25 protein-coding genes and 2 pseudogenes are annotated in these 22,209 nt (G+C 71.0%); 15 read left to right on the top strand and 12 right to left on the bottom strand.

The window, feature by feature from the left end; genetic code table 11:
- Positions 1 to 254: 254 nt before the first annotated feature.
- Complete coding sequence (locus tag OG254_RS24005; RefSeq protein WP_148000228.1) at positions 255 to 449, bottom strand: hypothetical protein; 195 nt, start codon at positions 447 to 449, stop codon at positions 255 to 257.
- Positions 450 to 587: 138 nt separating this feature from the next.
- Here OG254_RS24005 and upp point away from each other — a divergent pair, with 138 nt between their 5' ends.
- Positions 588 to 1,223 carry a uracil phosphoribosyltransferase gene (upp, locus tag OG254_RS24000; protein WP_148000227.1) on the top strand — a complete coding sequence of 212 codons (636 nt, stop codon included), beginning with the start codon at positions 588 to 590 and terminating at the stop codon, positions 1,221 to 1,223.
- 96 nt (positions 1,224 to 1,319) lie between these two features.
- Here the strand turns inward: upp and OG254_RS23995 are convergent, their stop codons facing one another.
- Together OG254_RS23995 and OG254_RS23990 are read right to left on the bottom strand one after the other, a co-directional pair.
- On the bottom strand, positions 1,320 to 1,934 hold the full coding sequence (locus OG254_RS23995; protein WP_405595147.1) for a LytR C-terminal domain-containing protein: 615 nt from the start codon (positions 1,932 to 1,934) through the stop codon (positions 1,320 to 1,322).
- 193 nt (positions 1,935 to 2,127) lie between these two features.
- The gene (locus OG254_RS23990; RefSeq protein WP_003999914.1) at positions 2,128 to 2,424 is read right to left on the bottom strand and encodes a type II toxin-antitoxin system VapB family antitoxin; all 297 of its coding nucleotides are present in this window, start codon (positions 2,422 to 2,424) and stop codon (positions 2,128 to 2,130) included.
- Between the two features lie 286 nt (positions 2,425 to 2,710).
- Here OG254_RS23990 and OG254_RS23985 point away from each other — a divergent pair, with 286 nt between their 5' ends.
- Entirely contained in the window at positions 2,711 to 4,390 is a 1,680-nt protein-coding gene (locus OG254_RS23985) for a helicase HerA-like domain-containing protein (protein ID WP_405585212.1), read from the top strand.
- 31 nt (positions 4,391 to 4,421) lie between these two features.
- Here the strand turns inward: OG254_RS23985 and OG254_RS23980 are convergent, their stop codons facing one another.
- The 5 genes from OG254_RS23980 to OG254_RS23960 form a co-directional block, all read right to left on the bottom strand.
- Entirely contained in the window at positions 4,422 to 4,547 is a 126-nt protein-coding gene (locus tag OG254_RS23980; protein ID WP_405585209.1) for a hypothetical protein, read from the bottom strand.
- A gap of 46 nt (positions 4,548 to 4,593) precedes the next feature.
- The gene (locus OG254_RS23975; protein WP_405585206.1) at positions 4,594 to 4,926 is read right to left on the bottom strand and encodes a hypothetical protein; all 333 of its coding nucleotides are present in this window, start codon (positions 4,924 to 4,926) and stop codon (positions 4,594 to 4,596) included.
- A 98-nt stretch (positions 4,927 to 5,024) separates the two neighbouring features.
- On the bottom strand, positions 5,025 to 5,693 hold the full coding sequence (locus OG254_RS23970) for an HdeD family acid-resistance protein (RefSeq protein ID WP_405585203.1): 669 nt from the start codon (positions 5,691 to 5,693) through the stop codon (positions 5,025 to 5,027).
- 69 nt (positions 5,694 to 5,762) lie between these two features.
- Complete coding sequence (locus OG254_RS23965; protein WP_405585200.1) at positions 5,763 to 6,353, bottom strand: HhH-GPD-type base excision DNA repair protein; 591 nt, start codon at positions 6,351 to 6,353, stop codon at positions 5,763 to 5,765.
- Positions 6,354 to 6,443: 90 nt separating this feature from the next.
- The gene (locus tag OG254_RS23960; RefSeq protein ID WP_351195842.1) at positions 6,444 to 7,163 is read right to left on the bottom strand and encodes a siderophore-interacting protein; all 720 of its coding nucleotides are present in this window, start codon (positions 7,161 to 7,163) and stop codon (positions 6,444 to 6,446) included.
- Between the two features lie 77 nt (positions 7,164 to 7,240).
- Here OG254_RS23960 and OG254_RS23955 point away from each other — a divergent pair, with 77 nt between their 5' ends.
- The 4 genes from OG254_RS23955 to OG254_RS23940 are packed head-to-tail and all read left to right on the top strand — an operon-like array spanning position 7,241 to position 11,234.
- Positions 7,241 to 9,400, top strand: coding sequence for a penicillin acylase family protein (locus OG254_RS23955; protein WP_405585197.1), 2,160 nt, complete (start codon positions 7,241 to 7,243; stop codon positions 9,398 to 9,400).
- Entirely contained in the window at positions 9,393 to 9,977 is a 585-nt protein-coding gene (locus OG254_RS23950) for a GNAT family N-acetyltransferase (RefSeq protein ID WP_405585194.1), read from the top strand. The genes OG254_RS23955 and OG254_RS23950 overlap by 8 nt, the downstream gene beginning before the upstream one ends.
- Before the next feature lie 10 nt (positions 9,978 to 9,987).
- Positions 9,988 to 10,461: a cupin domain-containing protein gene (locus OG254_RS23945; protein WP_405585192.1), complete on the top strand. Its 474-nt coding sequence runs from the start codon at positions 9,988 to 9,990 to the stop codon at positions 10,459 to 10,461.
- Positions 10,458 to 11,234 (top strand): SDR family NAD(P)-dependent oxidoreductase, encoded by a 777-nt coding sequence (locus OG254_RS23940; RefSeq protein ID WP_405585191.1) that lies wholly within the window; start codon positions 10,458 to 10,460, stop codon positions 11,232 to 11,234. Before OG254_RS23945 ends, OG254_RS23940 begins: the two co-directional genes overlap by 4 nt.
- 11 nt (positions 11,235 to 11,245) lie before the next feature.
- Here the strand turns inward: OG254_RS23940 and OG254_RS23935 are convergent.
- Positions 11,246 to 11,720: pseudogene (locus tag OG254_RS23935) on the bottom strand (hypothetical protein); the annotation flags it as partial.
- Between OG254_RS23935 and OG254_RS23930 the strand changes: the two are divergent.
- Together OG254_RS23930 and OG254_RS23925 are read left to right on the top strand one after the other, a co-directional pair.
- Positions 11,615 to 11,831: pseudogene (locus tag OG254_RS23930) on the top strand (hypothetical protein); the annotation flags it as partial. The pseudogenes OG254_RS23935 and OG254_RS23930 sit on opposite strands and share 106 nt — an antisense overlap.
- A gap of 30 nt (positions 11,832 to 11,861) precedes the next feature.
- Positions 11,862 to 12,095 (top strand): hypothetical protein, encoded by a 234-nt coding sequence (locus OG254_RS23925; RefSeq protein ID WP_405585189.1) that lies wholly within the window; start codon positions 11,862 to 11,864, stop codon positions 12,093 to 12,095.
- A 443-nt stretch (positions 12,096 to 12,538) separates the two neighbouring features.
- Here OG254_RS23925 and OG254_RS23920 read toward each other — a convergent pair whose 3' ends face one another.
- A complete protein-coding gene (locus tag OG254_RS23920) occupies positions 12,539 to 13,081 on the bottom strand; it encodes a helix-turn-helix domain-containing protein (RefSeq protein WP_405595145.1) in 543 nt (180 codons plus the stop codon).
- Between the two features lie 84 nt (positions 13,082 to 13,165).
- Here OG254_RS23920 and OG254_RS23915 point away from each other — a divergent pair, with 84 nt between their 5' ends.
- On the top strand, positions 13,166 to 14,023 hold the full coding sequence (locus tag OG254_RS23915) for a class I SAM-dependent methyltransferase (protein WP_405585186.1): 858 nt from the start codon (positions 13,166 to 13,168) through the stop codon (positions 14,021 to 14,023).
- 159 nt (positions 14,024 to 14,182) lie between these two features.
- On the opposite strand, the gene OG254_RS23910 is transcribed toward OG254_RS23915, so the two are convergent.
- Positions 14,183 to 15,088: a LysR family transcriptional regulator gene (locus tag OG254_RS23910; RefSeq protein WP_405585183.1), complete on the bottom strand. Its 906-nt coding sequence runs from the start codon at positions 15,086 to 15,088 to the stop codon at positions 14,183 to 14,185.
- Between the two features lie 138 nt (positions 15,089 to 15,226).
- On the opposite strand from OG254_RS23910, the gene OG254_RS23905 reads away from it, so the two are divergent.
- The 3 genes from OG254_RS23905 to OG254_RS23895 all read left to right on the top strand — a co-directional run bounded on the left by OG254_RS23905 (position 15,227) and on the right by OG254_RS23895 (position 16,991).
- Positions 15,227 to 16,045, top strand: coding sequence for a 3'(2'),5'-bisphosphate nucleotidase CysQ (locus OG254_RS23905; protein ID WP_405585180.1), 819 nt, complete (start codon positions 15,227 to 15,229; stop codon positions 16,043 to 16,045).
- Between the two features lie 42 nt (positions 16,046 to 16,087).
- On the top strand, positions 16,088 to 16,684 hold the full coding sequence (locus tag OG254_RS23900; protein WP_405585178.1) for an NADPH-dependent F420 reductase: 597 nt from the start codon (positions 16,088 to 16,090) through the stop codon (positions 16,682 to 16,684).
- Between the two features lie 115 nt (positions 16,685 to 16,799).
- Positions 16,800 to 16,991 (top strand): hypothetical protein, encoded by a 192-nt coding sequence (locus OG254_RS23895; protein ID WP_405585175.1) that lies wholly within the window; start codon positions 16,800 to 16,802, stop codon positions 16,989 to 16,991.
- A gap of 4 nt (positions 16,992 to 16,995) precedes the next feature.
- On the opposite strand, the gene OG254_RS23890 is transcribed toward OG254_RS23895, so the two are convergent.
- On the bottom strand, positions 16,996 to 17,631 hold the full coding sequence (locus OG254_RS23890) for a TetR/AcrR family transcriptional regulator (RefSeq protein ID WP_405585172.1): 636 nt from the start codon (positions 17,629 to 17,631) through the stop codon (positions 16,996 to 16,998).
- A gap of 111 nt (positions 17,632 to 17,742) precedes the next feature.
- Here OG254_RS23890 and OG254_RS23885 point away from each other — a divergent pair, with 111 nt between their 5' ends.
- From OG254_RS23885 to OG254_RS23875, 3 genes are all read left to right on the top strand, one after another.
- Entirely contained in the window at positions 17,743 to 18,684 is a 942-nt protein-coding gene (locus tag OG254_RS23885; protein WP_405585169.1) for an alpha/beta hydrolase, read from the top strand.
- A gap of 187 nt (positions 18,685 to 18,871) precedes the next feature.
- The gene (locus tag OG254_RS23880; protein WP_405585166.1) at positions 18,872 to 20,626 is read left to right on the top strand and encodes a copper resistance CopC/CopD family protein; all 1,755 of its coding nucleotides are present in this window, start codon (positions 18,872 to 18,874) and stop codon (positions 20,624 to 20,626) included.
- A 269-nt stretch (positions 20,627 to 20,895) separates the two neighbouring features.
- Positions 20,896 to 22,209: an ABC transporter substrate-binding protein gene (locus tag OG254_RS23875; protein WP_405585164.1), complete on the top strand. Its 1,314-nt coding sequence runs from the start codon at positions 20,896 to 20,898 to the stop codon at positions 22,207 to 22,209.

The raw sequence follows: 22,209 nt of genomic DNA, 5'->3' as shown, positions 1-22,209 counted from the left end.
GGGCGGGGAGAGCTGTGCTCCGAGCCCACCCACTCGGAATCGTGGCAGAAACGAGGCGTTCAGGGGACGTCTTCGGCTCCCTGTGTCCGGCAGTTTTGATCGCGTTGGCCCGAGGGGTTCCGCGAGCACGCCCGTAAAGGACTCACCAGCGCACTCGTTGCCGCCACGTCGGGATCGTACGCGGCTTTTGCAGGTGTCCACGCACGCCCTTCGCTCAACGCCCCGGGGGCAACCGATCTTCCCCCAAGCTCGCCCTACCAGCGGAACGTTCGCATACGCATCGCGTGTCGCAGTCGCGCCGCCTTGGCGCGCCGCGGCTGGACGCGGTCCCGCAGTTCGCGGGCCTCGGCGAGCTCCCGCAGGAACTGGGCCCGGCGCCGCCGGCGCGCGGCGACGCTCTCCTCCGGCGTGTCCTGCGTGGGACGCTCCGGGGACTCAGGATCAGGCATCTGCTCACCACCCCCGCTACGTCCCTCCCACTTTCCCTCCGATGGGCGGTTTGATGCCAGCGCACGGGTGATGTGACGGCGCGGCGCTTGCCGCGCGTGGGGACGCCGGGCATACCCGGCCCGGCTAATGTTGTGGACATGCGTCTCCACGTCGTCGACCACCCGCTGGTCGCCCACAAGCTCACCACGCTGCGCGACCAGCGCACCGACTCCCCGACCTTCCGTCGGCTCGCCGACGAACTGGTCACCCTGCTCGCCTACGAGGCCACGCGGGACGTGCGGACCGAAGCGGTCGACATCACGACCCCGGTCACCGCCACCACCGGTGTCAAGCTCTCCTACCCGCGCCCGCTGGTGGTGCCGATCCTGCGCGCCGGGCTCGGCATGCTGGACGGCATGGTCCGGCTGCTGCCGACCGCCGAGGTGGGCTTCATGGGCATGGTGCGCGACGAGGAGACCCTCCAGGCCTCCACGTACGCCACGCGCATGCCGGAGGACCTCTCCGGGCGGCAGGTGTACGTCCTGGACCCCATGCTGGCCACCGGCGGCACGCTGGTCGCGGCGATCCAGGAGCTCATCAAGCGGGGGGCCGACGACGTGACCGCCGTCGTGCTTCTCGCCGCGCCCGAGGGCGTGGAGCTCATGGAGCGGGAGCTGGCGGGGACGCCGGTGACGGTGGTGACGGCCGCGGTCGACGACCACCTCAATGAGCACGGGTACATCGTGCCGGGGCTCGGCGACGCGGGCGATCGTCTGTACGGCGCGGCTGAGTAGGCGACGGTTCGCCTCTTCGCCGTGGGGGCGCGGTCGTACGGCGTCTGCTGGTCCGTTGTGGCTGGTCGCGCGGTTCCCCGCGCCCCTGAGGGGGCTTCAGCAGCTCTTCTTGGAAGCGCTGGTCGTCGGCTTCGGCTGGACCAGTGCGGTCAAGGCCTTGTCGGCGTCCGGCTTCTTCGTGAGCTGCTTGAAGCGGTCGCCGATGATCAGGTCCACCGTCGCGCCCTTGCGGGTGTCGGTGCGGCTCTCAGCCGTCGTGAGCTGGGTGGCCAGGACCGGCAGCGAGGTGTTCAGGGACGCGGCGGGGCCGAGCAGTATCCCGGTGCCCTTGACCTTCTTGTCGTAGGTCTTGGGCGCGTTGCCCACGTCGCCGATCTTGAAGCCGCGCTTCTTCAGCTCGTCCGCGGTCTGCTTGGCGAGCCCGCTGCGGGTGGTGGCGTTGAGCACGTTGACGGTGATGCCGCCCGGCTTGGGCAGCGGCGCGGTCGCGGAGGGCGACGGGGTCGCCCGGGTCCCGCAGTCGGACTTCGGGCCGGCCGCCGAGGCCTCTCCGCCGCCGCCCGTGAAGACGTCGATGAGCTGGAGCGTTCCCCAGCCGACCATGCCGAGCGCGGCTACCGAGGCGACGGCGAGAACGACGAGTCTGCCGCGCCGCCGACGAGGCCGCATCCGTGGGTACTTGTCCCCCCGGATGCGGTACTGGCCGCCCATGCCGGAGGGAGTCAGCATGCTCATGGGCGCAGCGTAGTGCGCCCGGGCGGCAATGCCTACTAGATGATCAATCCATGCCGCCGTTCGGACCAACCCGAAATGGGCAAGGGTGACGCCCGGGCGTGTCAGCCCGGGTGCGGTCCGGAGTGTGCCGGGGGTCAGTCTGGAGTCGGCCGGGGGGTCAGCCCGGACTTCAGTCCAGTTCCAGGACTCTCGCGTGCAGCACCTGGCGCTGCTGGAGCGCCGCGCGCACCGCGCGGTGCAGGCCGTCCTCCAGATACAGGTCGCCCTGCCACTTCACGACGTGCGCGAAGAGGTCGCCGTAGAACGTCGAGTCCTCGGCGAGCAGGGTTTCCAGATCGAGCTGGCCCTTGGTCGTCACGAGCTGATCGAGGCGGACCGGGCGCGGCGCGACGTCCGCCCACTGCCGGGTGCTTTCCCGGCCGTGGTCGGGGTACGGCCGGCCGTTTCCGATGCGCTTGAAGATCACACGGAAAGCCTACCGGTCAAGACGTTCCGGGCGCAGCCATGGCGGCGGAGTGCGACGCTGGAAAAGATGGGTCAAACCGGTATGAACAGGCAAACGCCGAGGGAATGACGGCCGGATCGGAAGCCGGAATGGCCCCGTACGGAAGCCGAGGTGGCGGCCGAGGTGGCGGCCGAGGTCGGGTCGAACGCCGGGTCGAACATCGGACCGGATCGGGGGAGGAGGCCCGTCCGGTTGTCGGCGGGCGGTGGATCGGACCCGTCGGAGCACGAGCGTGCGGAGGGCTGACATGAGCGATCGCAGGAGCACGCCCAAGGCCGGGGCCACGGCCGCGCCCCGGGCCGCCGCTCCCGAGGCGCCGGGCGGTGCCCCGGCCCTCCCGCGGGAGGCCCTGGAGATCGCCGCCGGCTACGCCTTCACCGGGCCCGCCCTGGACCTCGGCGCCCTGCTCTGGGACGGCCGGTGCCTGCCGGACGCGCAGATCCGCGTGCCGTTGCCCATGCTCAACCGGCACGGTCTGGTCGCGGGCGCCACCGGCACCGGCAAGACCAAGACGCTCCAGCTGATCGCCGAGCAGCTGTCGGCGCAGGGCGTGCCGGTGTTCCTGGCGGACGTGAAGGGCGACCTCGCCGGGGTCGCGGCGCCGGGCCGGCCGAACGACAAGGTCCGCTCCCGCTCCGCCGAGGTGCACCAGCAGTGGACGGCGACCGGCTTCCCCGCCGAGTTCCACGCGCTGGGCGGCATCGGCCGCGGCATCCCCGTGCGCGCCACGATCACCAGCTTCGGCCCGGTGCTGCTGTCCAAGGTCCTCCGGCTCAACCGGACCCAGGAGCAGTCCCTCGGCCTGATCTTCCACTACGCCGACACCAAGGGCCTGGAGCTGGTCGACCTCAAGGACCTCAGGGCCGTCGTCGCCTTCCTGACCTCGGAGGAGGGCAAGGGCGAGCTGAAGAACATCGGCGGGCTCTCGACCGCCACGGCCGGGGTGATCCTGCGCTCCCTCACCGCTTTCGAGGCGCAGGGCATGGCGGACTTCTTCGGGGAGCCGGAGTTCGACACGGGTGAGTTCCTGCGGACGGCGCCGGACGGGCGGGGCGTGGTCTCGGTCCTCGAACTGTCCGCCGTACAGGACCGGCCGCAGCTGTTCTCGACGTTCCTGATGTGGCTGCTCGCCGACCTCTTCCACGATCTGCCCGAGGTCGGGGACGCGGACCGGCCGAAGCTCGTGTTCTTCTTCGACGAGGCGCATCTGCTGTTCGACGACGCCTCCGAGGCGTTCCTGGACGCGATCACGCAGACCGTGCGGCTGATTCGCTCGAAAGGGGTCGGCGTCTTCTTCGTGACGCAGACGCCGAAGGACGTGCCCGCCGAGGTGCTCGGCCAGCTCGGCAACCGCGTCCAGCACGCGCTGCGCGCCTTCACCCCCGACGATCAGAAGGCGCTCAGGGCCACGGTGAAGACGTTCCCCAATTCGGCGTACGACCTGGAGGAACTCCTCACCGGCCTCGGCACCGGCGAGGCCGTGGTGACCGTCCTGAGCGAGAAGGGCGCCCCGACGCCGGTCGCCGCGACCCGGCTGCGGGCCCCGCAGTCGCTGATGGGTCCGATCGAGGCGGGCGCGCTGGAGCGGGCGGTGACGGAGTCCGCGCTGTACGGGCGATATGCACAGGCTGTGGACAGGGAGTCGGCGTACGAGAAGCTCCAGGCGTCGCGCGGAGGGAAGGGCCCGGACGAGGTGCGCGGAGGGAAAGGTCCGGACGAGGTGCGCGGAGGGAAAGGCCCGGACGAGATCCGCGAGGCGGCCGGGGCCGGGGCCGGGGAGAGCAGGGCCCGGCACCAGGAGCAGCCCTCCGTCGTCGAGCAGGTCGTCGGGAGCGGCATGTTCAAGTCCCTGGCTCGGTCGATCGGGACGCAGATCGGGCGGGAGATCACCCGGTCGGTCTTCGGTACGGCGCGGCGGAGGCGGTGACCCGGAGAAGCCCGCCTCCGCCGCGGCCGCGTCAGCCGCGCTCCCGGACCTTCGGGGGATGCTGCGGCTCGTTCTTCTTCGCCTGCGGTTTCGGCGCGTTGCGTACGGCCTCGGCGCGCAGCAGGGCGCGCAGGACCGCGTACGGATCGGTGGGCATGACTGTGCTCCTTGTGTCGTCCTGACTGACCTCGTCGCGGGGTCTGTCAGCAACGCAGGACCACGGTGCGCAGGATGTGCGGGACGTACGGGGGTCCGGTCGGCGCGGTGGGCCGGGGGCCCGGTGCGGCGCCGGGCGCCTGCTGGAGCGGCGGGGCCGGACGCGTCCGTACGGCATGGCGCCGGTCGGCGCGGGCCGGTGGCCGCAGGGCCGTGTCGAGGATGTCGTGCTCGGCGACCTCGGCGGCGGCCCCGGCCACCGTGGGCAGGGTGTGGGCCTGGGCGTGTGCGCCGGGCACGAGCAGGGCGAGCAGCAGTACGAGGACCCGCAGCCCGGCGCGGCTGCGCGAGCGGCATCGTGCGGTACTCGCGGTACTCACGGAAGGTCATCTCCCCGGATGCCGTACGGCGTTCATCCCGTCCGGGGGCAGAACCGCCCGCACGGCGTAGCGGGCAGGGGTGGGTATCACTGTGCGTGTCACAGTTCGCGCGGAACCTGACGGGCCGTCCCCCGCAGCCGCAGCGCGGTGACGATCTCGACGAGGCCGACCGCCACCAGCCAGCACCCGCCGAGCACCATCAGCACGGTGATCGACTCGACCGGGGAGACGATCAGCACGATCCCGGCGAGGAAGGTGACGACCCCGAGCAGGACCTGCCAGCCGCGGGCCGGCACGGACTGGTCGGAGGCGGCGGCCAGGGTCTGGGTGACGCCGCGGATGAGCCAGCCGATGCCGATCCACAGGGCGAGCAGCAGGATCGACTGCATGGCGCCGCGGAAGCAGATCAGGCCGAGCAGGATCGACAGGGCGCCGCTGATGAAGGCCAGCACCCGCAGTGAGGTCGTCCGGTGGGTGCCGAAGGCGGCGACCAGCTGGAAGATGCCGCTGGTCAGGAGGTAGAGGCCGAAGAGGACGCCGGCGACCCGGAGCGAGGCGTCCGGCCAGACCAGGACGACGACGCCCAGCACCAGGGAGGCGACGCCGGTGACGAGGACGACCTGCCAGGCGGCGCGGGACAGAGCGTGCAGGGGGCCCTCGAAGGGCGGCTCGGGCTCATGGGACGTCACCGGCCCTGCGTGGCCGGAGTGGATCCGGCGGTCGTCGTAGTCCCGGCCATAGGGGGAGCCGCTCGGTGCCTCGGTCATGCTCCATGCTGGGAACGAGGCCGCCCGGCCCGCCATTCGGGGCGGGCCACTCGGCTGACGCCGGCGGCGCTACTTGCGCGCCTTCGCCGCCTTGGCCGCCGCCTTCATCTCCTGCTTGTGCGCGCGCACCTTGGTCAGCGACTCGGGGCCGGTGATGTCGGCGACGGACCGGAAGGACTCCGACTCGCCGTACGCGCCCGCGGCCTCCTGCCAGCCCTCGGGGTGCACACCCAGCTGCTTGCCCAGCAGCGCCAGGAAGATCTGCGCCTTCTGCTTGCCGAACCCGGGCAGGTCCTCCAGGCGGCGCAGCAGCTCGCGCCCGTCCTCGACGCCCTTCCAGACGAGCTCGGCGTCACCGTCGTAGCGCTCGACGAGGTACTGGCACAGCTGCTGGATCCGCTTGGCCATGGAGCCCGGATAGCGGTGCACGGCCGGCTTCTCGGACAGCAGGGCCACGAACGCGTCCGGGTCCTGGGCGGCGATGTCGTGCGCGTCCAGGTCGTCCGCGCCGAGCCGGTCCGCGATCGTACGGGGCCCCTTGAACGCCCACTCCATCGGAACCTGCTGGTCCAGCAGCATGCCGACGAGCGCGGCGAGCGGGCTGCGGCCGAGGAGTTCGTCGGCCTCGGGGTCCTGGGCGAGATGCAGGGTGACGTCCATGACCCCGATGATGCCGCGCGCGCCGCACGGACGCGCGCGGGGGGCAGGGGCGGGGGCAGGGGCGCGCAAGGGGTTCGCACCCCTGCCCGGTCAGGGGCGCCAGTACCCGAGCGCGTTCACCCGTTGCTTCGGCAGTCCCAGCTCCTTGCGGACGTACGCGGTGAGGGTGCGGGTCGTCGCCGTGTCGCAGGCGATCCAGACGTACGGGTCCGGGGCGCCCTTGAGCAGGTCGGGCAGGGTCTCCTTCACCTGGGCGACCAGGTGGGCCCCGGCGTCCTGCCTCGGCAGCGTCCGCACGTCGTGGCGGGACTCGGCCGTGCGGAAGGGCAGGCCGTCGCGCTCCCCCTCGAACCACACCGTCGCCGGGGCCGAGTCCAGGGTGTCGAGGAGGGAGTTGAGGGCGGGCAGGGAGGCGGTGTCGGCGATGGCGAAGACGTGCGAGGGGGCCGGGTCGGGGTCGGTGAACCCCGTGCCGTGGACGGTCGCCTCGATGGTGTCGCCGGGCTTCGCCGAGCGTGCCCAGTCGCTGGCGCAGCCCTCGTGCAGCGCGAACTCCAGGCTGAAGGTGCCGGCCGCCGGGTCCGGGTCGACCAGGGTGTAGGCGCGCTGGTGGGGCTTGCCCCCGTTGTCGAACCACAGCCGGACCCACATGGTGGGGTGGACGCCGGTCGCCGCCAGCATCCCGCCGTCCGTGAGATGGACGCGGCGGTACTGCTCGGTGACATCCTCGGCCCCCGTCACCGTGAACGCGAAGTCCTTCGCGCGCAGCAGCTTCAGGACCGTTCCCTCCCAGCCGTGCCCCTGCCCCATGAGCTCTTCACCCTTCAAGTACCATTCCCGCACGAATAACTTAGGGAAGCCTAACCTAAAGCAAAGGAGGGGCACAGGTGACCGGCGAGATCTTCCGCGATGCCTGGGGCATACCGCATCTCCGCGCGGACGGGGTGAGAGAACTCGCCCGCGCACAGGGCCGTGTCACCGCCCTCGACCGGGCCTGGCAACTGGAGGTCGAACGACACCGGTCGCAGGGCACCTCCGCGTCCTTCCTCGGTGCCGAGTCCCTGCCCTGGGACCGGTTCGTCAGACGGACCCGCCTCGACGACACGGCGAGACGCTGCTTCGCCGAGTTGGAGAGACGGGACCCGGAGACGGCTGAGTGGGTGCGGGCGTACGTCGACGGGGTCAACGAGGGGCTGGACGAAGGCGCCCGCCGTACGCCGGAGTTCGCGCGGACCGGGCTCGCCCCCGGCCGCTGGGAGCCCTGGACCCCGCTCGGCGTCTGGCTCGGCATCCACATCCTGTTCGCGGGCTTCCCGGCCAAGCTCTGGCGCGAGCAGGTCGTACGGCATCTCGGGGCCGACGCGGTCGGGCTGTTCGCCGCCGACGGGCCGGGCACCTCCGGCAGCAACGGCTGGCTGGTGAGCGGCGAGCGGACCGTCACGGGGCAGGCGATCATCGCCGGGGACCCGCACCGCTTCATCGAAGAGCCCGGCGTCTACCAGCAGATCCACCTCTCCTGCCCCGAGTTCGACGTCATCGGCCTCGCCGTCCCCGGCGTCCCCGGCATCGCCCACTTCGGCCACACCGGCACGGTCGCCTGGGCCATCACCAACGCCATGGCCGACTACCAGGACCTGTACCGGGAGCGGTTGCGGCGCACCGGGGCGGGCGTGGAGGCGCTGGACCCGGACGGGGTGTGGCGACGGGCCGCCCGGCACACGGAGCTCGTGGAGGTCGCGGGGGAGGAGCCGGTCGAGGTCGAGCTGATCGAGACGGCGCGGGGGCCGGTGGTGATCGGGGGGCCGGAGGGGTTGCCTGACGGGTCCGAGGGGCTGTCCGGGGGCTCCGAGGGGTTGGCCGATGGCTTGCAGGAAGGTTTCCCCGACTCGCTGGGCGACCCCGCCCCGCCCCTCGCCGTAGCCCTCCGCTACCCACCCCGTGTCACGTCCGACCTCGGCTTCAGCGCCCTCCTCCCCCTTCTGCGCGCCCGCCACGTCGCGGACGTCGACCGTGCCGTGGACCTGTGGGCCGAGCCCGTCAATGTCGTCCAGGCCGCCGACACCGAGGGCGGTCTGCTGCACCGCGTGGCCGGGAAGGTGCCGGTGCGGTCCGAGGCCAACGGCATCCGGCTGGTGCCCGCCTGGGAACCCGGCCACGACTGGAACGGCTGGCACGAGACGCCGCGCGGCGGGCTCACCGACGGCGTCGCCGCCATGGCCAACCAGCGCGGCGTCGCCGCCCCGCTCGGCATCGAGTTCGCCCCGCCGCACCGCGCCGACCGCATCACGGCCCTGCTGGGCGAGAAGGCCCGCTGGTCGGCCGCCGACATGCCGGCGATCCACATGGACACCCAACTGGCCTCTGCGGAACCTCTGTTGGAGCTGCTGAGCACCCTCGACGTACTCACTCCCGAGGCCGCCCGCATCCGGCAGGCGCTCCTTGCCTGGGACCGCCACATGGACGCGGACAGCGAGGCCGCGGCGGTGTACGCGGCGGTGCGCAGTGCCGTCGTACGCCGACTCGCCGCGCACCCGGCCTTCGCCGCGCTGACCGCCCCGCCCGCCTACCCCGAGGTCCTCCTCCCCTGGCTGGCCCTGCTCCCGCGCGTCGGCTTCGCCCTCGAACACCTCCTGCGTGCCGAGGAGTTGTACGGCATCGACCGCGCGGAGGCGGTGCGGTCGGCGGTCGAGGAGGTGGCCGCGGAGCCGCCGTCCGGCAGCTGGGGCGACACCCACCGCCTCGCCCCCTGGCGTGCCCTCCCCGACTCGTCGTACGCCGAACCCGGCCTCTCCGGCGACCACGACTGCGTGCTCTGCACGTCATCCGTCCCCGGCCTCACCGACCTGAGCGCGCGCGGCCCCGCCGCCCGCTACATCTGGGACCTGGCGGACCGCGAGGCCAGCCGCTGGGTGGTCCCGCGGGGGGCCTCCGGCATCCCCGGTTCACCCCACCACCGCGACCAACTCCCCCTGTGGCTGGGGGGAGACCTGGTCCCGGTCGTCACCGATTTCACCAAGTTCGAGAGGGAATCCGCATCCGATGCCTGAGCTGTCCGCAACGGTCCACGAGCAAGATGTCGATGGGATTGGCACCGTCCGCATCCGCCCCCTTGACCCGGAGGCCGACGCCGGGGTCGTCCACGGCTGGGTCAGCCAGGAACGGGCCTCCTTCTGGGGCATGAACGGCCTGACCAGGGACCAGGTGTCCGAGATCTACGCCCACATGGCCGGCCTCGACACTCACCACGCCTTCCTGGTCGAACGGGACGCCGACCCGGTCGCCGTCCTCCAGACCTACGAGCCGGAGGCGGACCGCGTCGGCGAGGTCTACGACGTCCTCCCCGGCGACATCGGCGTCCACCTGCTGCTCGCCCCCGCCGGCGCCGAGGGCGCGCGGCCCGGCTGGACCTCGGCGCTGCTGACGGTCGTAGCGACGTACGTCTTCGGCACCCTGGACCGCCGGCGGGTGGTCGTCGACCCGGACGTACGGAACGAGAAGGCCGTCGCCCGCTTCCTCAGGCAGGGATTCACGGCCGGGCCCGTGGTCGTGCTGCCGGAGGTGGACCTGCCGGACGTGTACATCCCGGAGAAGAAGGCCCAACTCGCCTTCCTGAGCCGGGGGTAGCCTTCCGGGCGTGACTCCGGAAGAGCTCGTCGCGCACTACTCCCTGGAACCGATCCCGCTGGAGGGCGGGCTGTTCCGGCAGACCTGGGCGGGGCCCGAGCGGTCCGACGGGCGGCCGCAGGGCACCGCGATAGTCGTCCTGCTCACCGCGGACGACTACTCGGCCCTGCACCGCCTGCCGTCCGACGAGGTCTGGCACTTCTACCTGGGCGATCCCCTGGAGATGCTGCTCCTCGCTCCCGACGGCACGTCCCGCACCGTCGTGCTCGGCCCCGACATACGGCGCGGCCAGCACATCCAGTTCACCGTCCCGGCCGGGACCTGGATGGGCGCGGTTGTGGCGGCGGGCGGTTCCTGGGCCTTCTTCGGCTGCACGATGGCGCCCGGTTTCACCTACGAGAGCTATGAGCACGGCGACTTGGCGCACCTGTCGGCGAGCTATCCCACCGAGGCGGCGCGGATCGCGGCACTGTGCCGCCCATGAGCGGACTCAGCGGACTCCTCGAAGGACAGGTCGCCCTTGTCACGGGCGCGGGCGGCGGCATCGGACGCGGGATCGCGACGAGGTTCGCCGAGGAGGGGGCGGCGGTCGCGCTGCATTGCCGTACGGCGGTGGAGGCGGCGGGTGAAGTGGCGTCCCGGATCCGGGAGTCGGGCGGCCGGGCCGTCGTCCTGCGGGCCGACCTGACGGACGAGGACGCGTGCCGACGGGTGGTCGGCGAGGCCGCCGAGTGGGGTGGCGGGCGGTTGACGGCGCTGGTCAACAACGCGGGGGTGCAGCCGACGCGGGAGCTGGCCGGGATGTCGGCGGCGGAGTGGCGGGCGGTCGTGGACGCCAACCTGACGAGCGTGTTCGCGTGTACGCAGGCGGCGGCGGAGGTCATGCGGGGTCAGGGTGGGGGCGGTTCGGTGACCCACATCGCGTCGATCGAGGCGAGCCGGCCGGCGCCGGAGCACGCGCACTACGCGGCGGCTAAGGCGGCGGTCCGGATGCACGCCCGCTCGGCGGCGTTGGAGTACGGCCCCTTCGGCATCCGCGTCAACTCCGTCTCGCCCGGTCTGATCCACCGGGAGGGCCTGGAGGAGGCGTGGCCGGAGGGGGTGCGGAGGTGGGAGCGGGCGGTGCCGGCGGGGAGGCTGGGGCGCGCGGAGGACGTGGGGGACGCGTGCGTGTTCCTGGCGTCGGGGCTCGCGTCGTGGGTGACGGGGCACGATCTGGTGGTGGATGGCGGGGTGTCTGCGCGGGCGGGGTGGTGATCGGCGCCCGATTACTGGAGGGGACAGGACTGGTCGGGCATCGAGCGGTTCGGGGAGCACGTCACCATGACCAGCGACAGATATGCGGGGCGTTCGAGATAGAAGCCGTACGACACGTCGGCTCCCGTGGCGAGTCGTTCGGCGGCGGAATCGGCCAGTCGGCGCAGGCGGCTGGTGTCACGGTCGTGCTCGTACGCGAATCGATGCGCGTGCTCGGCAAGCCGTTCCCCGAGCCAGGCCGCGCCTTCCTTCGCGTGGTCCCATGTGCCGCGAACGAGCGAGCTCGGCTTGACGAGCCAGTACGCCGTCTCCAGCGGCGGCAGATCGGATGCCGGGAACTCTGCTGCCACCTCCCCGGTAGCGCTGGAGTAGGCGTTCTCCTGCGGGGTCGTTGGGGGCGGGCGGGGGCGGGGGCTCCGGATGCGGAGGTCGTCGTAGGGCCTCGTTGTCGAAGCGCTCTTTGGCGCCGGCCCATAGATAGGCGTGGCTGGACGCAGTACGCCGGACACGGCCCTGGCCCCGAACTGCTCGGCGCTCCCCGCAGCGTGCTGGAGATCGGCTGCGGCACCGGCCGCGCCCTGGCCTACTTGGGAATGTCCGGTCGCTGTCGCGCTACAGACATCCGCGTTGCCGGCACGGCACGGCACGGCACGGCACGGCACGGCTGCGGACCGGCTGAGGGAGATCTTTGCAGCGCCGGGTCCACTGCCGGCCGGGGCTGATGCGGCCGGGGATCGGCTCGCGATGCTGCCCGCCCTGTTCCATCTGCTCTGGCTTCAGGAGCTGGCCGCCGTCGATCTGTCGGTCGAGTTGCTGGGGCAGCGCACGGTCGTGCGCATGGCTGGTGGAGGTGCTCGGTGAGCGGGTTGGGGCGGCGGGTTCCGCCGACGGCGCGGATCTCGGAGTTCTCTGAGTCGGCGGCTGAGCAGGCCCGTTGGTAGGAGGGGCACATCTTGGAAGTTCTGCATGGCCTGCCTTCTGACGCTCCCGACGGGGCCGTTCCCCGGCCGGAGTTCGACCCGAAGCGGCACTCGCCGGCTCAGCGCGAGCGGGTGCGACACGGACTCCCGGCGGGGGCTTCGCACTTGGGGCAGTCGTGGCGTTCCACCGCGTTCGCAGCTTGATCAGGCGTCGAATTCATGGCGGCAGTCCCTCAGAAGTGCTTCGCAGAACACCTTGGTTCTGACAGGGGTTCTGCGAGCGGCTAGCTGCGGAAACGTGATCGCCCGGAGGGGGTTCGCAGAACTCTCGCATCTGGTCATCTATGAGAACCGTGGCGTCCCGGGCGTTGGCGATCGCGATGGTCACGGGCTCGCGTGGAGGTGGTTGCGTTCGCCGTTGTGGTCGAGGATGCACAGGACCTCGGCGGGCCCGCGGTCGGCGCGCAGGGCGTGGGGGGTCATGGTGGAGAAGGAGGCGGCCTGTCCGGCCTCGACGCGAAGGACGCGTTCGCCGAGGTAGAGGACGACCGTGCCGGACAGCACGGTGAACCAGTCCCGGCCCGGGTGGACTCCGAGGTCGTCCGGCGCGACGGCGCCCGCCGGGTCGGTGATGCGCATCTTGGCGACGGTCAGGCCCTGGGGGCCGTTGTCGCCACTGAGGAGCCAGGTGGTCAGGCCCCGGTCCTCGTCGCGGTCGGGACGGATGACGACATCGGAGTCGTCGGGGGATTCGACGAGCTGGTCGAGGGACTTGCCCAGGGCGCTCGCGATGGCGGTGAGCTGGTCAAGGCTGATGCGGCGGTGCCCGGTCTCGATCCGGCTGAGCTGGGACGGGCTGATGCCGGCGCGTTCGGCGAGGTTGTCCAGTGACCAGCCGCGTGCTTTGCGCAGGGACCGGATCCGCATCCTGACGATGGCGTCGAGAGTCGATTCTTGCTTCACCGGCAAGAGTGTATGACCTGCTGGCAACGATCGTCGTAACGTCGGCGTATGAGTACCCACCACACCACTCACGGTCATATCGGGCACGAGCGTGCGAGCGGTTTCGACGTAGCGATGGCGGAGCTGCTGGAGCTGGACGCCGAGGTCCTCAAGCCGTACCTCACGGAACTGACCGACTGGATCGCGCATCTCGCCGACTCCGTCCCGGCGCGGATCATGGACGTGGGCAGTGGTCCCGGCACCGGCAGTCTCGCGCTCGCCGACCGGTTCCCCGCCGCGTCGGTGACGGCGGCGGACATCTCGCCCCAGATGCTGCACCGGCTGCGGAAGCAGGCAGCCGCGCACGGCGTCGCAGGACGTATCCGCACGCTGGAGGCGAACCTGGACGAGCCATGGCCCCTGTCCGGCACAGGGGAGCCGTACGACCTGATGTGGGCCGCTGCCTTCCTGCACCACCTGAGCGATCCGGCCCGGACGCTGGCTCAGGCGTACGGGCAGCTGCGGCCGGGCGGTCTGCTCGCGGTCAGCGAGATGGACTTCTTCCCGCGCTTCCTGCCCGAGGACGCCGGCGTCGGCCGCCCTGGGCTGGAGGCACGGCTGCACGCCGTGACGAACACCGAGCCGCCGCACGAATGGGACCGGACGCTCATGGACGCCGGCTTCACCGTGGACGCGCGCCGCCCCTTCGAGATCCGCCTCACCGCCTTCCAGGCCGGTCCGGCGTTGGGCCGCTACGCGCAGGTCTGTCTCACCAAGCTGCGCTCCCACGCCGACGACGCGCTGGAAGCGGATGACCTGGCCGCCCTCGACGCCCTCTTGGACGAGACCCACCCGCTCGGCATCGCGCGCCGCGGTGACCTGAGCGTCCGCACGACACGCACCACCTGGATCGCCCGCCACCCCTAGGCCGGCCGCCCCCGACACGGACCTGACCTTCCAGGACATCTCCCGGTGGACACCCGTCATCACTGCCGTCGAAGCCCACGGACAAGCCGCTGCTGACGTTCAAGCAGATCGCCGTGGTGGTCGTGTGGACGTAGGGGTGAAGCGGCCGGACGGCGCCGACTACGACGCTCCGCGCACGGCGAGCGCGGTTCGCGCCAGCCCGCGCAGCCAGGCGTGGGCGTGGTCGGTGTCGTAGCGCTGATGCCACGACAGGTATATCGGTGCCGACGGCAGTTCGAGCGGGAGGGGGAGCACGACCAGGCCGAGGTCGGCGACCGCGGACCGCGTGGTGGCTTCGGGGACGCTGATCAGGAGATCGGAGCCGCGCGCGAACTCCAGCGCGGCCGCTTCCGTGGGCGCGGTCGCCACCACGCGGCGGGTGAGGCCGAGCCGCGCGAGGGCGTCGTCGAGGGCATTGCTGAGGTTTCCACGTCGCGACACGGTGACGTGCTCAGCGGCGGCGTACCGCTCTGCGGTGACGGTCTTGACGCGGGTGAGAGGGTGCCCCTGCCTCACAACGATGACGAGGCGAGTCTCGCCCACGCTCTCGGCACGGATGTCCGGTGCGCTCGGGCGGTTGGCGTTCGCCTCCAGGTCGACCTCGCCGCGCCGCAACTCGGGGGTGTCGATGCTCGATTCCGCGACGAAGCGCAATCGCACGCCCGGCGCCTGTCCGCGCACGGCCGCGAGCAGTGCGGGGCCGCTCAAGGCGACCAGGGAATCGTGCCAGCGGAGTGTGAAAGTGCGCTCCAACGTCGCCAGATCGAGTTCACGGCTCGGCGCCAGCACCCCCTGGACCTGGTGCAGCAGCTCGTGCACCTGTTCCCGGACGGCGATCGCATACGGCGTCGGGGTCATCGTGCGGCCGGTGCGCACCAGGATCTGATCCCCGGTCGTGCGCCGGATTCGGCCCAGACTCCGGCTCATCGCGGGGGCGGTGACGTGCAGGCGCGCGGCAGCCCCGGCCACACTCCCCTCCTCCAGCAGCGCGTCGAGCGCGGTGAGCAGGTTCAAATCCAATTGCATGTGAGTAATCCTAGCCGTGCTTGACATGCATTTGAAGTTAATGAAGGGGCTCTATACCTTCGAGAGCAGAGCGCAAGACGGAACGCACAGCTCGACCCGAACGGTCTCAACACCCCTTCCTCATACGGGAGTACCGCCATGTCCGAAACGCTTCAGACCACTGATGTCGCCGCCTCCGACGCCGACCTGCTCGACCAGACCGCGATCGCCGTACGCGCGGCCGGTTCGGCGCTGCGCGAGCGCTTCGGCGAGGTGGTCCGCTACCAGACCCGCGAAGAGCTGATGCGCGCGCTCGCCGCCAACGACGACACGGCCCTCGACATCCTGCGCCCCCGCCTCACGCGTCTGCGCCCGGACGCGGGCTGGGTGGAGGACGAGCTGGACGGCGGGGCGCTGCCGGCCGGCGAGTGGTGGGTCGTGGATCCGGCCGAAGGCAACGTCAACCACCTGCACGCGCTGCCGGATTGGGCGGTGACCGCCACTCTCGTGCGTGAGAACCAGCCGGTGCTCACCGTGGTCCACTTGCCGTTGACCGGCGAGACCTACACCGCGCTCGCCGGTGCGGGCGCCCACCTCGACGGCCGGCCGCTGCGCGTCTCCCGGACCGAGGACCTCGGCCTGGGCATCGTGGCCACCAGTCAGGCCCGGCCGGACGAGGACGAGAAGGTCGTGCGGCGCGTCGGCTCCTCGATCAGCGCGATGCTCTTCGACGCGCTCGTCGTCCGCACCTCCGTGCCCGCGACCCTGCACCTGACGAACGTGGCCGCCGGCCGGATCGACGCCTTCTGGCAGTTCGCCGGCGCCCGCGCGGACCTGCTGCCCGGGGCGCTGCTCGTCACCGAGGCCGGCGGACAGATCTCCGACGCCGAGGGCCGCCCCTGGACCCCGCAGAGCGAGAGCTTCCTGGCCGCGGCGCCCGGCATCCACGCCGAGGCCGTCGCCACGCTCTCACGCTGACCGCGCACCACAACCTGCACCCACGGAAAGGACCAGATCATCATGACCACGATCGCAGTTCTCGGAAACGGCCGCGTCGGCGGCAACCTGGCCACAGCCCTCATCCGGGCAGGGCATGAGGTGACCGTGGCGGACCGCGCGCCGGGCGCCGCCGCCGACGCTGCCCGGACAGCCCGGATCGTCATCAACGCCACCCCGGGCGCCGGCTCGCTGGACCTGCTCGTCGCCCTGCGCGAGGAACTGCGCGACAAGATCCTCGTCGACGTCGCCAACGCCACCGTCGACGGACCGGACGGGCTGCCCGCCGACCTGATCTACCCCGGCTCGAGCCTCGCCGAGCAACTCCAGGAAGCGCTCCCCGAAACGCGCGTCGTCAAGACACTCAACACCATGCTCTTCCCGGTGATGACCGCGCCGGCCACGCTCACCCAGGCGCCCGACGTCTTCCTCTCCGGCGAGGACCCGCAGGCCAAGCAGACCGTCCGTGAACTGCTCATCGACCTCGGCTGGCGCAAGGAGTGGATCACTGATCTCGGCGGGATCCAGACCGCCCGCGCCACGGAGGCCGCGATCCTCTTCGTACCGCACGTCATCCGCTCCAGCGGATTCGCGCCCTTCGCGATCTCGATCGCCCGCTGATCCGCACACAGTGCACCGCCCCCGCGGGCCCACATCCACAACGGATACGACAGCGCCGCCAGGGCCGGCGATTCAGCGCCGGACGGCGACCCGTGGCCACCCTTTCGGCCCCGAGGTGTTCGGCCTGCAGATCGGTGAGCGCGGCGCAGACGGAACGGTGCATCTGCGGATGGACGACCGCCACCGCCGCCTGTCGATCCATCCCGGCCAGGAGGAGCGCCTGGCTTACGTGGGCTGGGAGCTGTCGGGCAAGGTCGCCATTGCCGAGGCCGTCGGCGAGTTGGACAACCCTCGGCGGTCGGACTGAGCGGTTACGGAACGACGTAGCTCTCGATGTGGTCGATCACCGTCGACACGGCATGCCGGTACGCGGTGCTCGACCGGCGGACCTGCGACAGCAGCATGCCGCCCTGGATGGCGGCCAGCAGGGCGGTGGCCAGTGCGGCGACATCGGCGCGCTCGCTCAGCTCGCCGCGGGTCTGCATGCGGACGAGCCCCGACCTGATGGGGAGTTCCCACCGGTCGAAGGAGGCGGAGAGGCCGGTGCGGGCCGAGGGGTCGGTCTCGGCGAGTTCGCTGGCGAGCGAGCCGATCTCGCAGCCGCCCACGCACCCCATGGCGTCCTGCCGGTCAGCCGCCTTGTCGCACCAGGTCCGCAGCGCGTCGATGCTGTCCAGGTTGTCCAGCAGGGGGCGCTGCTGGTCGAGCTTGGTGTCGGTCTGGAAGTCGACCACGGCCAGGACCAGGCCCCGCTTGTCGCCGAAGTAGTGGTAGATCTGCGAGGCGCTGACTCCGGCGGCTGCCTGGATGTCCGGGATGCTCGTGCCCCCGACGCCGTGGTGGAACATCAGCTCAGCGGCGGCCTCGATGATGCGGTCACGGGTCTTTCGGCCGGGCTTGGTGAGTCGGCGCCGCTCCGGCTCTTCGACGTCCACGGGCGAGTTCATGCGTCCACCGTACCAAGAGTTGGAATTGTCATTCCAACTCTGGAGGGCATAGGAATTGGAGCAGTGATTCCAATCTGCCGTGTTCCGGCAGCCTTCAGGACGGCGACCACCATGTCCCTTGACCCCCAGATCGACGCCCTGCTCAAGCAGTTGGCCGAAGGCGGCGGCCCCGCACCGGAGAGCCGGACGGTCAGGGAGAACCGCGCCCTCGCGAGCAGCCTCGCCACCCTCGCGGGTGACCCCGAGCCGGTCAGCAGCGTTCACGACACCGTGGCCGCCGCCGAAGGCGTCGAGGTCCCTGTCCGCGTCTACACCCCTGCCGGGGTGTCGCGCTCCGGGCGGTTGCCCGTGACGGTCTTCTTCCACGGCGGCGGGTGGGTCCTCGGGGACCTGGACAGCCAGGACCACATCGCCCGCATCATGGCCAACCGCTCCGGCACGATCGTGGTCTCCGTCGACTACCGGCTTGCCCCGGAGCACCGCTTCCCGGCGGCGATAGAAGACGCCTGCGCCGCCCTCACCTGGGTCGCGGCCAACGCCGACAGCTTCGGCGGCGACGGGCAGAACATCGCGGTGTTCGGCGAGAGCGCCGGCGGCAACCTCGCCGCCGCCCTCGTGCGGGAAGCCCGGCTACGTGGGGGACCGCGGATCGCCCTGCAGGTCCTGGCGTATCCGGCGGTCGACCGGTTCGACGACAGCCCCTCGATGTACGAGAACATGGCCGGACCGCTGCTGACCCGCTCCTGGCTCGAATGGTTCTGGGGCCTTTACCTCACCACGCCCGACGAAGGCGGTGACCCGCGCGTCTCGCCGGCGCGCGCCGACGACCTGGCCGGTCTGCCTCCCGCCGTCATCGTCACCGCCGAACACGATCCGCTGCGAGACCAGGGTGATCGGTACGCGCAAAGGCTCGCCAACGCCGGCGTGCCGGTCAAACACCTCCCGGTGATGGGCGCCATCCACGCCTTTTTCTCGTTCACAGGGTCGGTGCAGCTCTCACGGGATGTCCTGAACCAGCTCGGAGATACCGTGGCTGCGGCGTTCAACGACTGACGCCGCCCAGCCGTTGCCAGGCCCCCGACTTCATTGAGACAGGACACGCGCTGAGCCCGAAGGGCTTCGCGTCCGTACCTACCCCCGAGGCCTCAAGTCCAACGACGGAGATGTGACCCACGTGGGGTGCGATGACCGACGACGACCGCGCCGCCGATTTACCGAGCGACGGCGACTTCAACGGTTGGTGCTGCTGGGCACCCTGCTGGTCCTGTTCCTCCTCGGCGGTACGGGACCGGCATCCGCGCACGCCGCCCTCCGCGCCACCGACCCCGAGGACGGAACCGTCCTCAAGTCGGCCCCCCGTGACATCACCCTGACCTTCACGGAGTCCGTCGGACTGCTGGACGACTCCTTCCGCGTCCTGGACCCCGACGGCCGCCGCCTGCGCACCGGCGAGCCGGAGCACGCCTCGGACGGCGCCGACACCGCCCGGGTCACCTTGCCCGCGAAGCTGGCCCAGGGGACGTACACCGTCGCCTGGCGGGTGGTGTCGGCCGACAGCCACCCGGTCTCCGGCGCGTTCACCTTCTCCGTCGGCAAACAGTCCCTCACCACGGCCAGTATCGACACCGGCCCCACCGAGGACCCGGCGACCAAGAGCCTCTACAACATCGCCCGCTACCTCGCGTACCTCGCCGTCGCCCTGCTCATCGGCACGGCGACGTTCATGGCGGTCTGCCGCCCACCGGACGCCCCCGTCCTGCACAGGCTGCTCAGGGCCGGCTGGTGGACCCTCCTGGCCGCCACCGTCGCCCTGCTGGTGCTGCGTGCCCCGTACGAGACCGGCGAGGGCCCCCTGGGCTCCCTGAGCGTCGACTCCCTCACCCGCACCCTGACCAGCCGCCCTGGTGAGGTCCTGCTGGCCCGGCTGGCCCTGCTGCTGGTGGCCGCCCTCTATCTCGTACGGCTGTCCCGGCGCGGTAAGCCCTACGGCTGGACCGGCGCCGCCCTCGCCGTAGGACTCGCCATGACCTGGGCCGCCGGCGAGCACGCCTCCGCGGGCATCCAGGTCCCGGTGGCGATGACCTCCTCGGCGCTGCATCTGCTCGCCACCGCGGTCTGGCTGGGCGGCCTCGCGGCCCTGCTCCTCACCCTGTACCGAGCCCACCTCACCCCCGCGGCCGTCACCCGCTTCTCGCGCCTCGCGTTCGCATCCGTGACGGTCCTCGTCGTCACCGGCGTCTACCAGTCCTGGCGCGGCCTCGGCTCCTGGGACGCCCTCACCGGCACGACGTACGGCAGGCTCCTGACCCTGAAGCTGGTCGCCGTGGTGCTGCTCCTCGGCGCGGCGGCCGCCTCCCGCCGCTGGACGGCACGGCTGGCCACGGTCGACGCGGCCGCGGAGACGGTCGTACGGGAGAAGGTGCCCGAGCCGGCCGGCGGCCCGCCCTTGCCCGAGCCCGTCGGCGGCCCGCCGCTGCCCGAGCCGCCGCAGGCCGACGTACCGCCGCCCACGGATCCGCACCGCCGCGCCCTGCGCCGCTCCGTCCTCGCCGAAGTCGCCGTCGGTGCGGTGGTCCTCGCGGTCACCACGTTGCTCAGCAGCACCCTGCCCGGCCGGGCGGAGGCCGAGGCGGCGGCCGGTACGCCCGCGGTCGTCGGCGCCTCCGTCACCAACGTCCCCTTCGACGTCGGCACCCCCGGCGGCCACGGCAAGGTGCAGGTCACGCTCGACCCGGGCCGGGTCGGCGACAACTCGATCGAGGCCCTCGTCTTCGGGCCCGACGGCGGCGTCTCCGTCGTCCCCGAGCTGCGCGTCTCCTTCACGCTTCCGGCCAAGGACATCGGCCCCATCGACGCCGAACTCGCCGACAAGGGCGGTTACTGGGGCAACAGCTTCCTCAACCTGCCCATCGCCGGGAAGTGGGAGATGAAGGTGACCGTCCGGACGTCGGACGTCGACCAGGTGAGCGAGACCAGGACCGTGCTCGTCCGATAGCGGACCAGGCGACCGACCAGTCGGCAGTCCCGTTCCGTCTCCGGCCCTGGCAGCGCCGTGAACGTTCCCGGATTCGATCACCGAGACGCTGCGCGCTCGGTTCGAGATATCAGTCACGTTTCCGAAACGACGATCGTCATCTCTTGACGCATGACCAGACATACGGCTGTTATTGCGCCACCGTGTTCGGTCAAGTTGATTTCTGATCGATTACGACGGACTTCAACGCGTCCACCCTCATGATCGAACCCTGCCATCAGGAGCCGTAGATGCAGCACTTCTCCCCCTCCGGTCTCTCACTGCCCTCGCCGAACCGCCGCACCCTGCTGCGCGGCATAGGCGGCGCCGCCGTACTCGGCGCGGGCATCCCCCTGCTCAGCGCCTGCGGCGGCAGCGGCACGGCCAGTGACCCGAAGACCGTCACGCTCGGCTCCAAGGCGTCCGACGCGGTGCCGAAGAAGGCGTTCGCCGACATCTACGCGGCCTACAAGAAGAAGTCCGGCATCACGGTCGACGTGAACACCAAGGACTCCAACACCTTCCAGGAGCAGATCAACTCCTACCTCCAGGGCACGCCGGACGACGTGTTCACCTGGTTCGCCGGCTACCGGATGCAGTTCTTCGCGGCCAAGGGGCTCGCGACGCCGATCGACGACGTGTGGAAGACCATCGGGGACAACTTCCCCGAGGCGATGCACAAGCTCAGCAAGGGCGAGGACGGCAAGTACTACTTCGTGCCGCTGTACACGTACCCGTGGGCGATCTTCTACCGGAAGAGCGTCTTCAAGGAGAACGGCTACGAAGTCCCCACCACCTGGGACGACTTCGTCGCGCTGTGCAAGCAGATGCAGAAGGACAAGCTGGTCCCGATCGCCTTCGGCGACAAGGACGCCTGGCCCGCGCTCGGCACCTTCGACCAGATCAACTTCCGCCAGAACGGCTACGACTTCCACGTCGACCTGATGGGCGGCAAGGCCTCCTGGACCGACGCCAAGGTGCGCAAGGTCTTCGACCTGTGGACCGAGATCCTCCCCTACCACCAGGAGGGCGCGGTCGGCCGCACCTGGCAGGACGCGGCCCAGACGCTCGCCTCGAAGAAGGCCGGCATGTATCTGCTCGGCACCTTCGTGGCCCAGCAGTTCACCGACAAGGCCGCCCTGGACGACCTCGACTTCTTCGCCTTCCCGGAGATCGACCCGACGTACGGCCAGGACACCGTCGAGGCGCCTACCGACGGCTTCATGATGAGCAAGAGCCCGAAGAACAAGGCCGAGGCCGTCAAGCTGCTTGAGTTCCTGGGCACTCCGGAGGCCGAGACCGTCTATCTCAAGTCCGACCCGAGCTCGGTCCACGCCTCCACCAAGGCCGACACCTCCTCGTACACCGCCCTGCAGAAGAAGGCGTACGACATGATCGCCGGCGCCAAGTCCCTGACCCAGTTCATGGACCGCGACTCCCGCCCGGACTTCACCTCCACGGTGATGCAGCCCGCGCTGCAGAAGTTCGTCCGTGACCCGAAGGGCGTCGACAGTCTGCTGTCCTCGATCGAGCGCCAGAAGAAGACGATCTTCGCGTCCGGCTGA

Origin of the sequence: Streptomyces sp. NBC_01092, assembly GCF_045039535.1 — a bacterium.
GTDB lineage: Bacteria > Actinomycetota > Actinomycetes > Streptomycetales > Streptomycetaceae > Streptomyces.
Note: the sequence above shows the minus strand (reverse complement) of the source record. Positions and strands in the feature narration are given on the sequence as shown.